We start from the raw sequence: 12,948 nt of genomic DNA on the forward strand, positions 1-12,948 counted from the left end.
AGCCACCCGCCCCCGAGCTACCAGGACGCAAACGTGACACGCCTCGGCGAATCCGTGCGGCGCGCGAGCGCGCTGCTGGCGCAGGACCTCTCCTCCGACGCGACGGTGGAGCGACTGCTCACCGAGACGGGTGCCCGGCGCTCCCTCGATTTGAGCGACCTGAGCGCCACTGAGCAGGCCGAGCTCATCGCCTCCCGGGCGGTGGAGGTGCTGCCGGGCGTGGAGCGGATGGCCGAGCGGATCGAGCGGCGGCGCGCGGAGGGCCGGGGGCTGCACGTCAAGCTGGGCATCGACCCCACCGGCACCGACGTGCACCTCGGGCACGCGGTGCCGTTCATCGTGCTCAGCCGCTTCCAGCGCATGGGGCACGACGTCACGGTGCTGATCGGGGACATCACCGCGAAGATCGGCGACCCCTCGGGCCGCACGGCCGAGCGGCCGCCGCTGACCGACGAGGACATCGCCCGCAACCTCTCCGGCTACCGGGAGCAGGTGCGTCCGTTCTTCGACTTCGAGCGGGTGCGGTTCGTGCACAACAACGAGTGGCTGGCCGACCTGGCCTTCCCACGGCTGATCGGCATCCTGGCGCACGTGCCCGCCTCCCAGCTCCTCCAGCGCGAGGACTTCCGCACCCGGCTCGCGGCCGGCTCCGGGCTCACCATGTCGGAGCTGATCTACCCCGTGGCCATGGCCATCGACTCCGCCGAGCTGGACTGCGACCTGGAGCTCGGCGGCGTCGACCAGCTCCTGAACATGCAGACCGGTCGCAAGGTGATGGAGATCTACGGGCTCCAGCCCCAGCTCATCGCCGCGATGCCGCTGATCGAGGGCACCGACGGCTCGGGCGCGAAGATGTCGAAGTCCAAGGACAACTACATCGCGCTCAGCGCCTCGGCCGACGACGTGTTCGGCAAGGTCATGTCGATCCCGGACCGCCTGATGACGCCGTACCTGCGGGCCTGGACGGAGTGGACGGACCCCGAGATCGACGCCGTCGCCGCCCGCGTCGCGGACGGCTCGCTGCACCCGATGGACCTGAAGAAAGTCCTGGCCGGCGAGGTGGTCATGGCGCTGCACGGGCGGGAGGCGGCGATGGCCGCGCGGGCCGGCTTCGTCGCCCGGTTCTCCCGCAGGTCCTTCACCGAGGTCGCCTCGCTGCCGGTGGTGGACGCGGGCCGGCACGGCGGCGAGGGCATCGCGGCGGTGCTGACCCGGGTGCTGGAGTTCACCCCGAGCGCCTCGGCGGCCCGCCGGGTGGCCAAGCAGAACGGGCTGCGCCTGGTCGTGGAGCCCGCGGCGGGCTCGCAGCACGCGCTGGTGCTCACCGAGGCGGAGGCGCTGCGTCCGCTGGCCGAGGTGGCCGCCGAGAAGCTGGCCGAGGCCGGCGTCACGGGCACCGTGTACCTGAAGGCCGGCCGCAAGATCGCCGAGATCACGGGGCTGTAGCGAACGCCCCGGGCTTGGAGCGGGGCGGCGTGGGCCGGGTGCAGACTCCCGGCCCACGCCGTTCCCCGCCGCCCACGCGCGTGGGTCACGCGGGCGGGGCCTACCTCCCGTGGGACCGGCTGCCGCGCCTGATCGACGCCCACAGCGGGGCGCCGATGGCGACGATCAGCACGGCGCCGGCCAGTTGCAGCAGGTGCCTGATCCAGTCGATGCCGTCGGTGTCCCCCACGCCCATCCAGCCCGCGACGGCGTTGCCCAGCAGGCTGCCGAGCACACCGAAGATGAGCGTCAGCCAGATCGGGATGTCCTGCTTGCCGGGGAGGATGGCGCGGGCCAGCACACCCAGGATCAAACCCACGATGATTGCCCACAACCAACTCATGTCGCCTCCTAGTACGGCGCTGTGGACGGACCTCATCAGCGTGCCCACACCCGCACGCCCCGCACATCCGCTGGGCGTCCGTACGGGTGAGCGCCGGGCGGCCGCGCCCCGCGCGCGGCGCACCCCGGGGCCGGGCGTACCGTGGAAGGCGTCGGGGGGCCCGGGCGGTCCGGCCGTGGCCGGCGTGTGAGCAGGTGGTGCAGCGTGAGGCGGAAGCAGCACGGCCCCGAGGTCTTCCGGATCACCGGGGCCCGGCAGGGGCTGACCGACGACGTCCGGGGCCGGCAGCGGCGTTACGTGATCGCCATGCTGGTGCGCACCCTCTCGGTGCTGCTGACGGTGGCCCTGTGGAACGTCTCCCGGCCGCTGGCGGTGGTGGCGCTCGTCCTGGGCGGCCTGCTGCCGTACGTGGCCGTGGTGATCGCCAACGCCGGGCGGGAGAACGCCGGCGACCTGCCCGCGACGCTGGTGCCGCCGCCCGGCCGCCCGGAGCTGGGCTCCCCGGCCGCCGACCCGGCCGAGCCCGCACCGCCGCGGGAGCCGGACGAGGTACTGACCGCCGACGGCGTGCCGTACGCGGGTGGGACCCGGGGCGCGCACGCGGCCCGGGGCGCGGCCGGGGCGGGCCGCGCGGCCGGGGCGCCGGGTGCGGCCGGGGCGCGGGATTCCGCGCCGCCGACGGGGCCGGGGCCGGAGCCGGGGCCGCGGGAGCACGCCGGGCCGGAGCGCGCCGGGCCGCGCTGAGCGCCGCTCGGGCGTGTCGCGTCCGCTCGCGCCCCGGTTCGAGCAAAGCTCATGCCGAACGCGGCCGTTCGGGTCACGTGCGAGGAGCGCGCGTGCCATACTTCCTACGCGCTCCGTATCCCCCGTCGGAGCGATCGATCGACGCCGGGCAGCTCCCCCCGTGGCTGCCCGGCGTCATCGCGTGCGGCGGCCCCGTGTTTGGATGGGCGGATGAGCGAGGACGCGCCGATCTGCTCGGCAAAGGGGTGCCGCGCCGCCGCCGCGTGGGTGCTGGCCTGGAACAACCCGAAGCTGCACACGCCCGAGCGCCGCAAGACCTGGCTGGCCTGCGCGGAGCACCGCGAGCACCTGGCGCGCTTCCTGGACGTGCGCGGCTTCCTGAAGGACGTGGTCCCGTTCGCCGAGTGGGAGGCGCGCGGCGCGCCGCCCACCGGCTGAGCGCCCGGCGGCGGGCCCGGTGTCAGCCGCCGATGGCCGACATGGGGCGGTCGGGCTGGACGAAGGACGGGTCGTCGATGCCGGCGCCCGCCTTCTTCCCCCACATCGCCGTGCGCCACAGCCCGGCCACCGTCGCGTCGTCGGCGCCCGCGCGCAGCGCGCCGCGCAGGTCGCTCTCCTCGGTGGCGAACAGGCAGGTGCGGACCTGGCCGTCGGCCGTCAGGCGCGTGCGGTCGCAGGCGCGGCAGAACGGGCGGGTCACCGAGGCGATGACGCCGACGCGGTGCGGGCCGCCGTCGACGACCCAGCGCTCGGCGGGCGCGGAGCCCCGCTCCTCGCGCCCCTCGGGGGTGAGGGTGAAGCGGGTGCGCAGGGCGGCCAGGATGTCGCCGGCGGTGATCATGCCCTCGCGCTGCCAGCCGTGCTGGGGGTCCAGCGGCATCTGCTCGATGAAGCGCAGCTCGTAGCCGTGTTCGACGGCCCAGGCCAGCAGGTCGGGCGCCTCCCCCTCGTTGAACCCCGGCATCAGCACGGCGTTGACCTTGACCGGGGTGAGGTCGGCCGCGCGGGCCGCGGCCAGGCCGCGCAGCACGTCGGCGTGGCGCTTGCGGCGGGTCAGGCGCTGGAAGACCTCCGGGTCGAGGGTGTCCAGCGACACGTTCACCCGGTCGAGGCCCGCGGCCCTCAGCGCCGCCGCGGTGCGCTCCAGACCGATGCCGTTGGTCGTCAGGGAGAGCCGGGGCCGGGGGGTGAGCCCGGCGCAGCGCTCCACGAGGGAGACGAGCCCGGGCCTCAGCAGCGGCTCCCCGCCGGTGAAGCGGACCTCGCGGACGCCCAGCTCGGTGACGGCGATGCGCACCAGGCGCACGATCTCGTCGTCGGTGAGCAGCTCGGGCTTGGCGAGCCACTGCAGGCCCTCTTCGGGCATGCAGTAGGTGCACCGCAGGTTGCAGCGGTCGGTCAGCGAGACCCGCAGGTCCGTGGCGACCCGGCCGTACGTGTCGATCAGCATGCGCGCCAGTCCTCACACGGTTGTTTCCCTGCTTCGCAGCGTACGCGAGTGACACCGGCTTCAACAGATCGTTGATGTTACAAGATGACCACCCTGTGTTAACTTTTGACGTTTATACGACACGGTCATTGCCGCTCGATATCGGTCGGGGATAGCTTCGCACCGGCCCCCGGACGGTCAACTCCGCATACCGGACGGCGGCTTGCCCCGCTGTGCCCCCGTCCGGGAGCCCAGCGCGCACCACCCCCAGCCCCGAGAACATGGAGACCCCATGGCATTGAGCCCCCTGTCCAGACGGCGGCGCCTGCTCGCGGTACCGGCCGGAGTGGCCCTGACCGTCTCGCTCGGGCTGCTGCCCGGCACGAGCCCCGCGCTCGCGAAGGGGAAGCCTGCCACCGAGGACGGCCCGACGCTGTCGTACGTGGTGAACACCGACGCCGGCAAGAAGGCCGTCAAGAAGGCCAAGAAGGCCATCAAGAAGGCCGACGGCACGGTCGTCACCGCCTGGGAGGAGATCGGCGTCATCGTCGCCCACTCCGCCAACCCGGAGTTCGGCGACGAGCTGCGCGCCACCAGGAACATCGACTCCGCGGGCGCCACCCGCACCGCGCCCCTGATCCCGGCGGCCACCACCGACGTCGGCGAGCCGGAGTACGTCAAACCGCCCAAGCAGGGCTTCTCGGCCGCCGCGGCCGGCGGCGAGACCAACGAGCCGCTGGAGTCGCTGCAGTGGCCGCTGGCCCAGATCAACGCGCCCGAGGCGCACCGGATCAGCGAGGGCAGCCGCGACGTGACCGTCGCCGTCATCGACACCGGCGTGGACGACACCCACCCCGACCTCGCCCCGAACTTCTCCGCCCGGCAGTCCGCCAACTGCGTCGGCGGGGTCGCCGACACCTCCGAGGGCGCCTGGCGGCCCTACCCGGACGGCAGCTACCACGGCACCCACGTGGCCGGCATCGTCGCCGCGCCGCGCAACGGCATCGGCGTGGCCGGTGCCGCGCCGGGCGTGTCGGTGTCCTCCATCAAGGTGAGCGAGCCGGGCACCAGCCTCTTCTACACCGAGGCCGTGGTGTGCGCGTTCATGTTCGCCGCCGACCGGGGCGTGGAGATCACCAACAACAGCTACTACATCGACCCGTGGCTGTTCGCCTGCAAGGACGACCCGGACCAGGGCGCCCTGGTGGACGCGGTGACGCGCGCGCTGCGGTACTCGCAGGGCGAGGGCGTCGCGCACATCACCTCGGCGGGCAACTCCAACCTGGACCTGGCGGCCGACGAGCTCACCGACACCACGAGCCCGAACGACAGCACGGCCGTCGAGCGCACGATCGACCCGGGCGTGTGCCCGGACCTGCCCACCCAGCTCCCCGGCGTGACCTCGGTCTCCTCCACCGGCGCGCACGGTGAGAAGTCCTACTTCTCCAACTACGGCCTGGGCGAGATCGACATCGCCGCCCCGGGCGGCGACGCGCGCTACCAGATCCCCGACGCGCCGGCGAAGCACGGCGGCGTGCTGTCCACCATGCCGGGCGGCGAGTACGCCTTCCTGCAGGGGACCTCGATGGCCGGTCCGTACGTGGCCGGGGTGGCCGCGCTCATCAAGAGCGAGGACCCGCGGGTCACCCCGCAGGAGCTCGGCTGGCGCCTCAAGGCACAGGCGCAGAGCACGCCGTGCCCCGAGGGCGAGTTCGACCCCAGCGGTGACGGCCGGTACGCGGCGACCTGCACGGGCACCCAGCACATCAACAGCTTCTACGGCTACGGCGTCGTCGACGCGCTCGCGGCCGTGAAGTGACGCAGACGCTCGGGCGCCCTGGGGCCAGGGCTCCCGCGCGGTGAAGGGGCCGGGCGCATGCGCCCGGCCCCTTTCGCGTGCCCCGCCGCGGCCGACCCGGTGCCGCCCCCGGGGGAGGGCCGGGGCGGGCCCGAGCCCGCCGACGGCGCGTCAGGCGGCGTGCCGCTCCCGGGCGCAGGAGCGCGCGGGAGCGAACCGCCCGGGCGCGCCGCCGGGTTGACCGGTGTGCGGTCCCTCGCCGGGCCGGGACGCACGGCGCGGTGGGGCCGCGCCCACGGGCCGCGAACACGGAGAGCCGCCGGAGCCCGGTCCCGCACACCGAGTGGGACAAGTAGGGCGTAACGCGGGTTTTCGGGACGTCAAACCCCGTGCCAGGGCCCGCGCTTGCGCACGGGGCGCACGGCCGGGGTGTCAGTCGCGGCCCGTATCCTCTGTGACCATGCTCGAAGACCACACGGCACAGGACCAGGCGGCGGCCGCACCGCAGATCCCCGCGCAGCAGCACGCCTCCGGTTTCCTGTGGCCCTCGGGTTACCCGGCCGGGTACGCGGTGGTGGACGTCGAGACGACGGGCCTGGCCCGGGACGACCGCATCGTGTCGGCGGCCGTCTACCGCCTGGACGCGGAGGGCAACGTGGAGGACCACTGGTACTCCACGGTCAATCCGCAGCGCGACCCCGGCCCCACCTGGATCCACGGGCTGACGAGCGAGGCGCTGGCCGACGCCCCGCTCTTCGCCGAGGTGGCCGAGGAGTTCGGGGAACGGCTGACCGACCGGGTGCTCGTCGCGCACAACGCCGTCTTCGACTGGACGATGATCGCCCGCGAGTTCGCCCGCGCGGAGCGCGCCGCCCCGGTGCGGCAGCGGCTGTGCACGATCGCGCTGTCCAAGGCGATCGGGCTGGCCCTGCCCAACCACAAGCTGGAGTCGCTGGCGGCCCACTACGGCGTCGCGCAGCGGCGGGCGCACCACGCGCTGGACGACGCCCGGGTGCTGGCGGAGGCCTTCCGGCCCACCCTGCACCGCGCGGCCCGCGAGGGGGTGCGGCTGCCGCTGCTGGCCTGCACTCCGCTGACCGAGTGGTCCCCGGCGGCGCGGGGCGGGTACTCCGCCCGGTCCTACGGCGCCGCGAGCTGGCGTCCGTCCCGCAGGCGGCCCGCCTGCCCCTACCCCAACCCGGGCCGGTACGAGCCGGGCGGGGTGCTGGTGCAGGGCATGCGGGTGGCGATCTCCGGGGACACCGCAACCGAGCGCGAGATGCTGGAGGACCGCGCGGTGGAGGCCGGGCTGCACATCGCGACCAGCGTCTCCCGGCTGACGAGCCTGCTGGTGACCAACGACCCGGACGCCGCCACCACCAAGGTCGCCCGGGCCCGGGCCTTCGGCACGCCGGTGGTGGACGAGGCGGCCTTCACCCACCTGCTGCGGGACGTGGCCCCGGCACCGGGAAGCTGACGCGGGCCGGGTACCGTCGGTAGGCGTGTACCGCTTCCTGTTGTCCCGGCAGTGGGTGATCCTCACGCTGCTCGCCCTCGTGCTGATCCCGGTGATGGTGCAGCTCGGCTTCTGGCAGCTCCACCGGCACCAGGACCGCGTCGCCCACAACGAGCTGATCGCCGCCGGGCTGGCCGCCGACCCCGTGCCGGTCACGGAGCTGACCGGCACGGGCCGGCAGCCGGAGCGGGATGACCTGTACCGCCGGGTGACGGCCACCGGCGTCTACGACACCGACGGCGAGGTGGTCGTCCGGCGCCGCACCGCGGCCGACGGCCGGAGCATCGGCTACTTCGTGCTCACGCCGCTCGTCCGCGCGGACGGCACGGCGCTCCTGGTCAACCGCGGCTGGGTCCCCGGCGGCCCGGACCAGCGGGCCTTCCCCGACGTCCCGCCCGCCCCGGAGGGGACGGTCACCGTCACCGGTCGGCTGCGCCCGGACGAGACGAGCGCCTCCACCGGCATCACGGTGCGCGGCGAGCTGCCGGACCGGCAGGTGATGCTGGTCAACAGCGAGCAGCGGGCCGAGGCGCTGGGCCGCCCGGTGCTCGGCGGGTACGTCGAGCTGACCGAGACCAGCCCGCCGCCGCCGAAGGACCGCCTCGCCGAGCAGGTGCCCGAGCCCGACCACAGCGGCATCGGCGCGCACCTCGCCTACGCCGTGCAGTGGTGGCTGTTCGCCGCGGCCGTGCCGGTGGGCTGGGTCGTCCTGGTGCGGCGGGAGGTGCGCGACCGGCACGCGGCGGACCGGCAGGCAGCGGACCGGCGGGAGGCGCGGGACGCGGGCGGCGACGCGCCGGGTCCCGACCCCGCCCTCGCGGCCTCGGGGGGCGGCGCGGCACACTGACGCCCATGGATCTTGGGCTGAAGGACAGGGTGTATCTGGTCACCGGCGGCACCCGCGGGCTCGGCTTCGCCGCCGCCCGGGAGCTGACCGCCGACGGAGCGCGGGTGCTGCTCACCGGGCGGGACCGCGAGGCCACGCAGGCCGCCGCGCGGGAGCTGGGGCCGGGCGCGGAGGGTATGGCGGCCGACAACGCGGACCCGGAGGCCGCCGAGGAGCTGGTGGAGGCGGCCATCGCCCGCTTCGGGCACCTGGACGGCGTGCTCGTCAGCGTGGGCGGGCCACCGGCCGGCGGCGCGGAGGAGGCCACCGACGAGCAGTGGCGGGCGGCGTTCGAGTCCGTCTTCCTCGGCGCGGTGCGGCTGGCCCGCGCCGCGGCGGCGCGGCTGGGCGAGGGCGGGGTGATCGGATTCGTGCTCTCCGGGTCGGTGGCCGAGCCGATCCCGGGCCTGACCCTGTCCAACGGGCTGCGGCCCGGGCTCGCCGGGTTCGCCAAGTCCCTGTCGCTGGAGCTGGGCCCGCGCGGCATCCGCGTGGTGGGGCTGCTGCCGTCGCGCATCGACACCGACCGGGTGCGGGAGCTGGACGCGCTGTCGGGGGACGCCGAGGCGGCCAGGCGGCGCAACTGCGCGGCCATCCCGCTGGGCCGCTACGGCACGCCGGAGGAGTTCGGCCGGGCCGCGGCCTTCCTGCTCTCCCCCGCGGCGTCCTACCTCACCGGCACGATGCTGCCGATCGACGGCGGCGCCCAGCACCGCTTCTGACCCGCCCGCGCGCCGCCGTCGGCGGCGGGCGGCCGGCGCCGGCGGTGAGCCGGCGCCCGGCGGGCGGGGCGGCGCGACGCGCTAGCGGCCGCCGCTCAGGAGAGGCGGTCGGGCCCCTGACGGGCCGCGCGCAGCCGGGTCTCGGCGGGGAGCCGGTCCAGCCCCGCCGAGGCCCGCGCGTGCTCCAGGGGCCCGGCGCGCAGGTCCCGCACCAGGTGGGCGGGGCGGGCGTCGGGGTCCACGAGCAGGCCGACCCGCACCCGGGGCGCGCTCTGCCGGCCGGCGAGCCGGACGCGGGCGCGGCCCACCCCGGGCAGCGCCTCGGCGTCGGCGGCCATCGCGTCCTCCAGCGTGGCGCCGCGCACGTGGGCCCCGGCGCCGTCGCCGCTGTCGACGAGCACGGTACGCACCCGGCGCGGCAGGAGCTGCGCCCGCAGCCACCACAGCAGGAGCAGCACGAGCACGCCCAGCACGGCGAAGACGACCCACCACCACCAGCTCTCGTCGCGCCACTGGGTGCGGTCGGCGTGGGTGAGCAGCACCTCGTTCGGGTCGCGCCACGCGTAGCCGTCGGGCGGGGTGACCCCGAGCCGACCGGGCAGGTCGGCGGCGGCGGCCAGCGCCGCCAGGCCCAGGGCCAGCAGGGCGAGCCCGGCCAGCGCGAGCAGCAGCCGGTTGACGGTCTTCAGCACGGTCGCACCTCAGCCTTTCTTCGGCCTGCTCACGCGGACGGACAGCTTGGGCCGACGGGCCGGCCCCAGATCCACCAGGGTGTCGGCGAGCACGCCGGTCAGGTCGGTGCGCACGTCCTCGACCTCCCGGAAGTGCGCCGTGGCGCGCACCTTGGCCCGGCGCCTGCGCACGGTGACGTCGGCGGTCTGGACGCCAGGGACGCGCACCGCCTCTTCGCGCAGGATCGCGGCCGCGGCCGACCGGTCCAGGCCCGCCCGCAGCCCGGGCGCGCCGCTCAGCGGCAGCAGGGAGCGCAGCCCGGGGGTGAGCGCGAGCACCAGCAGCCACAGTCCGAGCAGCGCGGCGACGACGGCGCCGGTCACCACGGCGGCGTCGCCCAGGCGGCGGGTGGCGAGTTCGTCGGCCAGCCAGCGGCGCCAGGCCATCGCGGGCTCGCCGGCGCGCACCGCCACGAGGTCGATCAGCAGCAGGACGACTCCGGCCAGCAGGACCACGGCGAGCAGCCCGGCCGGCACGCGGCGCGCGGACCAGAAGCGTCGCGGCCGCGGGGTGCGCTCGGCCTCGGGCCCGCTCGGCCGGGCGGGCCGGCCGGCCTCGCCGTCGGCGCGGTCCTTCTCAAGCGTGGGTGGGGCGAAGGCACCGGGGTCGCTCACCGCACCCGCCCCTCTCCGCCGCCCGCGGGCTGCTGCGCGGTGACGAGCCGTTCGACGTCGACGGCGACATCGGGGACGGCGTAGCCCAGCAGCTCCCGGACCCGGCTGACCACCCGGCGCCGCACCGCACGGGTCTGGGCGCCGATGTCGCTCGGGTAGGGCAGCTCGACGGCCACCCGGAGCCGTGCGGAGCCGAGTTCGCCGTCCGGCCCCGGGCCCCGGCGGCCGGAGACGCTGGCGTGCCGGGAGCGGGCCCCGGGCTGGTGGCGTCCGGGGTCGGTCCCCGTGTCCAGCGCCTCGTGGGCCGCCTGCGCGGCGATCTTGGCGATCACCTTGTCGGCGATGCGGGTGGCACCGCGCTCGGGGGCCGGTACGCGTTCCAGTTCCACCGCTCACCGCCGCCGGTCGCCGCGGCCCCGGGTCTGGAAGAACTCCCCCGGGTCCAGGTCACCGTCGAAGAACCGGCCGACGACCAGACCCACCGCCCCAAGGGCCGCCACCAGCAGAAAGGCCCCGAAGCCGCCGAAGTACCCGGCGAAGCCCAGCGCCATACCGGCGATCAGTCCCACGACAGCCATGCTCATCCTGCGCTCCTCGTTGCGTGTGGTGCGGGAGTGGCCCGCGGCGATGGTTGCGGTCCGCACGGACCCGCCGACGGGCCCGTGGCGGGACGTGCGTCAGCGCAGCCGCGGCTGCTCCTGGTCTTCCTCTTCCTCGTCCTCCTCGTCGGGGAGCTTGACATCGCTGACCGTGATGTTGACCTCCACGACCTCCAGGCCGGTCATCCGCTCGACGCCCTCGACCACGCTCCCGCGCACGTCGGCCGCCACCTCGTGGATGGGGTAGCCGTACTCCACGACGATCTCCAGGTCCAGCGCGGCCTGCACCTCGCCGACCTCGGCCTTCACGCCGCGGGTGACCGAGCCCCGGCCGCCGGGCACCCGGTCGCGCATGGCGCCGAAGGTGCGGGCCATGCCGCCGCCCATCGCGTGCACGCCCTCGACGTCGCGCGCCGCCATACCGGCGATCTTGGCCACCACCCCGTCGGCGATGGTCGTCTTGCCCCGGGAGGACGGGTCGCCGCCGCCCCGGTTGACCTGGGACGTGCCGGCCTCGCCGGACTGTCCTCCGACGGCTGAGGTTGTCTCGCTCATCGCCTATGCCCCTTTCGAGAAGATCCTGGGGAGGCGGAGCGGTTCGCCCCGCTCCACCGATCACCCTATGTCCGTAGGGGACGGGTGCCCATGTTGTGACGGTCCGAACGGGTGGCGTCGCACGAAAGGGCGTGGGGCGGCCCGTCAACAGGCCGCCCCGCGCCCGGAGAACGGCGCGGGCGCGGGGGCCGGCCCCGGGCGGCGGCCCGCACCGCGGCCGCTACTCCCCCAGGCCCGCCAGGTCCCGCAGGCGGCGGGCCTGGGCCGCGCGCTCGGCGGCGCGCTGCTCGGCCTCGTCGCGCTCGGCGGCACCGCGCAGCAGCGCCTTCGTCTCGATCACCGCGTCCCGCGGCGCGGCCAGCAGGGCGGCGGCGAGGTCGGCGGTGGCGTCCGCGAGGTCGCCGGCGGGCACCACGAGGTTGGCCAGGCCGTACCGCTCGGCCTCGGCGGCGTGGACGAACCGACCGGTCGCGCAGATCTCCAGCGCCCGGGCGTAGCCCACCAGGCGCACCAACGGGTGGGTACCCGTGAGGTCGGGCACCAGGCCGAGGCTGGTCTCGCGCATGGCGAACTGGGCGTCCTCGGCACACACCCGCAGGTCACAGGCGAGCGCGAGCTGGAAGCCCGCGCCGATGGCGTGCCCCTGGACGGCCGCGATCGTGATCAGGTCCGCCCGGCGCCACCAGGTGAACGCCTCCTGGTACTCGGCGATCGTGGCGTCCAGCGTGTCGGCCGGGCCGCGCGCCAGGTCCAGGAACGACGGCTCGCCCTCGAAGCCCTCCGGGGTGAAGGCCTGCCGGTCGAGCCCGGCCGAGAACGACTTGCCCTCGCCGCGCAGCACGACGACGCGGACCTGGCCCGGCAGCCGCCGCCCGGCCTCGGTCAGCGCCCGCCACAGGGCCGGGGACTGAGCGTTGCGCTTGTCCGGCCCCGCGAGCGTGACCGTGGCCAGCGCGTCGTTGTCCGGGTCGACGGTGAGCCGCACACCGTCCTGGTCGAGCAGGGTCATGCGAGTCCTCCGGTGGCTCGTCACGTCATAAGTGACTGAAGAGTAACCACCTGGGACCGCCTGGTCGTGCCGGGGGCGCCCGCCCCGGCGCACGGGGCGCCGGGGTCCGGCGTCACTCGGCCTTCTTGCCCCGCGTGGCGCCGCCGCGACCGCGCAGGGTCACGCCGGCCTCGCTGAGCATGCGGTGCACGAATCCGTAGGAGCGACCGGTTTCCTCGGCCAGCGCCCGGATGCTCGCACCGGAGTCGTATTTCTTCTTGAGGTCCGCCGCGAGCTCCTCGCGCGCGGTGCCGGTCACCCGGCTGCCCTTCTTCAGAGTCTCGGCCACCCGTGCCTCCTCATGGGAAGTGCGCTCTGAGTTCTCATGATCACCCCTCCCCGTGCTTCTGGCCACCCATTCGGCAAGGTCGATCCGACGGGCTTGACGGCCCCGGCGGCCCGGCCGGGGCGCCGGGCCGGGCGGCGGACGCGGCCGGGACGCGTCCGCCGAACGGGTGAGGCCGGGGAAGCGGCAGG

16 protein-coding genes are annotated in these 12,948 nt (G+C 75.2%); 7 read left to right on the forward strand and 9 right to left on the reverse strand.

Translation table 11 applies throughout. From position 1 onward, the window contains the following. Nucleotides 1-33: 33 nt before the first annotated feature. Complete coding sequence (gene tyrS, locus OSB71_RS20945) at nucleotides 34-1,446, forward strand: tyrosine--tRNA ligase (protein ID WP_265950244.1); 1,413 nt, start codon at nucleotides 34-36, stop codon at nucleotides 1,444-1,446. 100 nt (nucleotides 1,447-1,546) lie between these two features. Here tyrS and OSB71_RS20950 read toward each other — a convergent pair whose 3' ends face one another. Next, on the reverse strand, nucleotides 1,547-1,828 hold the full coding sequence (locus tag OSB71_RS20950) for a GlsB/YeaQ/YmgE family stress response membrane protein (protein ID WP_265950246.1): 282 nt from the start codon (nucleotides 1,826-1,828) through the stop codon (nucleotides 1,547-1,549). Nucleotides 1,829-2,032: 204 nt separating this feature from the next. On the opposite strand from OSB71_RS20950, the gene OSB71_RS20955 reads away from it, so the two are divergent. Beyond that, a complete protein-coding gene (locus OSB71_RS20955) occupies nucleotides 2,033-2,572 on the forward strand; it encodes a DUF3099 domain-containing protein (RefSeq protein WP_265950248.1) in 540 nt (179 codons plus the stop codon). A 210-nt stretch (nucleotides 2,573-2,782) separates the two neighbouring features. Continuing rightward, nucleotides 2,783-3,010, forward strand: coding sequence for a hypothetical protein (locus OSB71_RS20960; RefSeq protein ID WP_265950249.1), 228 nt, complete (start codon nucleotides 2,783-2,785; stop codon nucleotides 3,008-3,010). 22 nt (nucleotides 3,011-3,032) lie between these two features. Here the strand turns inward: OSB71_RS20960 and moaA are convergent, their stop codons facing one another. Continuing rightward, a complete protein-coding gene (moaA, locus tag OSB71_RS20965) occupies nucleotides 3,033-4,022 on the reverse strand; it encodes a GTP 3',8-cyclase MoaA (RefSeq protein ID WP_265950251.1) in 990 nt (329 codons plus the stop codon). Between the two features lie 271 nt (nucleotides 4,023-4,293). On the opposite strand from moaA, the gene OSB71_RS20970 reads away from it, so the two are divergent. The 4 genes from OSB71_RS20970 to OSB71_RS20985 all read left to right on the forward strand — a co-directional run bounded on the left by OSB71_RS20970 (nucleotide 4,294) and on the right by OSB71_RS20985 (nucleotide 8,923). Then, a complete protein-coding gene (locus OSB71_RS20970; RefSeq protein WP_265950252.1) occupies nucleotides 4,294-5,820 on the forward strand; it encodes a S8 family serine peptidase in 1,527 nt (508 codons plus the stop codon). 439 nt (nucleotides 5,821-6,259) lie between these two features. Further along, on the forward strand, nucleotides 6,260-7,276 hold the full coding sequence (locus OSB71_RS20975; protein ID WP_265950254.1) for a DEDDh family exonuclease: 1,017 nt from the start codon (nucleotides 6,260-6,262) through the stop codon (nucleotides 7,274-7,276). 25 nt (nucleotides 7,277-7,301) lie between these two features. Next, nucleotides 7,302-8,162 carry an SURF1 family cytochrome oxidase biogenesis protein gene (locus tag OSB71_RS20980; protein ID WP_265950272.1) on the forward strand — a complete coding sequence of 287 codons (861 nt, stop codon included), beginning with the start codon at nucleotides 7,302-7,304 and terminating at the stop codon, nucleotides 8,160-8,162. 5 nt (nucleotides 8,163-8,167) lie between these two features. Then, the gene (locus OSB71_RS20985; RefSeq protein ID WP_265950274.1) at nucleotides 8,168-8,923 is read left to right on the forward strand and encodes an SDR family oxidoreductase; all 756 of its coding nucleotides are present in this window, start codon (nucleotides 8,168-8,170) and stop codon (nucleotides 8,921-8,923) included. A gap of 95 nt (nucleotides 8,924-9,018) precedes the next feature. Here OSB71_RS20985 and amaP read toward each other — a convergent pair whose 3' ends face one another. From amaP to OSB71_RS21020, 7 genes are all read right to left on the reverse strand, one after another. Next, nucleotides 9,019-9,615, reverse strand: a complete 597-nt coding sequence (gene amaP / locus OSB71_RS20990) for an alkaline shock response membrane anchor protein AmaP (RefSeq protein WP_265950275.1) — start codon at nucleotides 9,613-9,615, stop codon at nucleotides 9,019-9,021. A gap of 9 nt (nucleotides 9,616-9,624) precedes the next feature. Then, nucleotides 9,625-10,269 (reverse strand): DUF6286 domain-containing protein, encoded by a 645-nt coding sequence (locus tag OSB71_RS20995; protein WP_265950277.1) that lies wholly within the window; start codon nucleotides 10,267-10,269, stop codon nucleotides 9,625-9,627. Further along, complete coding sequence (locus tag OSB71_RS21000; protein WP_265950279.1) at nucleotides 10,266-10,658, reverse strand: hypothetical protein; 393 nt, start codon at nucleotides 10,656-10,658, stop codon at nucleotides 10,266-10,268. The genes OSB71_RS20995 and OSB71_RS21000 overlap by 4 nt, the downstream gene beginning before the upstream one ends. A gap of 3 nt (nucleotides 10,659-10,661) precedes the next feature. After that, entirely contained in the window at nucleotides 10,662-10,853 is a 192-nt protein-coding gene (locus tag OSB71_RS21005) for a hypothetical protein (protein ID WP_265950280.1), read from the reverse strand. Nucleotides 10,854-10,946: 93 nt separating this feature from the next. Next, nucleotides 10,947-11,423: an Asp23/Gls24 family envelope stress response protein gene (locus tag OSB71_RS21010; protein ID WP_265950281.1), complete on the reverse strand. Its 477-nt coding sequence runs from the start codon at nucleotides 11,421-11,423 to the stop codon at nucleotides 10,947-10,949. A gap of 220 nt (nucleotides 11,424-11,643) precedes the next feature. Next, nucleotides 11,644-12,432: an enoyl-CoA hydratase/isomerase family protein gene (locus OSB71_RS21015; RefSeq protein ID WP_265950283.1), complete on the reverse strand. Its 789-nt coding sequence runs from the start codon at nucleotides 12,430-12,432 to the stop codon at nucleotides 11,644-11,646. A gap of 112 nt (nucleotides 12,433-12,544) precedes the next feature. Then, nucleotides 12,545-12,760 (reverse strand): helix-turn-helix domain-containing protein, encoded by a 216-nt coding sequence (locus OSB71_RS21020; RefSeq protein WP_265950284.1) that lies wholly within the window; start codon nucleotides 12,758-12,760, stop codon nucleotides 12,545-12,547. Nucleotides 12,761-12,948: the final 188 nt, after the last annotated feature.

Origin of the sequence: Streptomyces marinisediminis (assembly GCF_026262575.1) — a bacterium.
Lineage (GTDB): Bacteria > Actinomycetota > Actinomycetes > Streptomycetales > Streptomycetaceae > Streptomyces > Streptomyces marinisediminis.

Excerpts from the sequence above, each read along its gene's own strand:
- OSB71_RS20950 (WP_265950246.1), bottom strand. The coding sequence starts at position 1,828 with ATGAGTTGGTTGTGGGCAATCATCGTGGGTTTGATCCTGGGTGTGCTG.
- OSB71_RS20960 (WP_265950249.1), top strand. The coding sequence starts at position 2,783 with ATGAGCGAGGACGCGCCGATCTGCTCGGCAAAGGGGTGCCGCGCCGCC.
- moaA (WP_265950251.1), bottom strand. The coding sequence starts at position 4,022 with ATGCTGATCGACACGTACGGCCGGGTCGCCACGGACCTGCGGGTCTCG.
- OSB71_RS20970 (WP_265950252.1), top strand. The coding sequence starts at position 4,294 with ATGGCATTGAGCCCCCTGTCCAGACGGCGGCGCCTGCTCGCGGTACCG.
- OSB71_RS20975 (WP_265950254.1), top strand. The coding sequence starts at position 6,260 with ATGCTCGAAGACCACACGGCACAGGACCAGGCGGCGGCCGCACCGCAG.
- OSB71_RS20985 (WP_265950274.1), top strand. The coding sequence starts at position 8,168 with ATGGATCTTGGGCTGAAGGACAGGGTGTATCTGGTCACCGGCGGCACC.
- OSB71_RS21005 (WP_265950280.1), bottom strand. The coding sequence starts at position 10,853 with ATGAGCATGGCTGTCGTGGGACTGATCGCCGGTATGGCGCTGGGCTTC.
- OSB71_RS21010 (WP_265950281.1), bottom strand. The coding sequence starts at position 11,423 with ATGAGCGAGACAACCTCAGCCGTCGGAGGACAGTCCGGCGAGGCCGGC.
- OSB71_RS21015 (WP_265950283.1), bottom strand. The coding sequence starts at position 12,432 with ATGACCCTGCTCGACCAGGACGGTGTGCGGCTCACCGTCGACCCGGAC.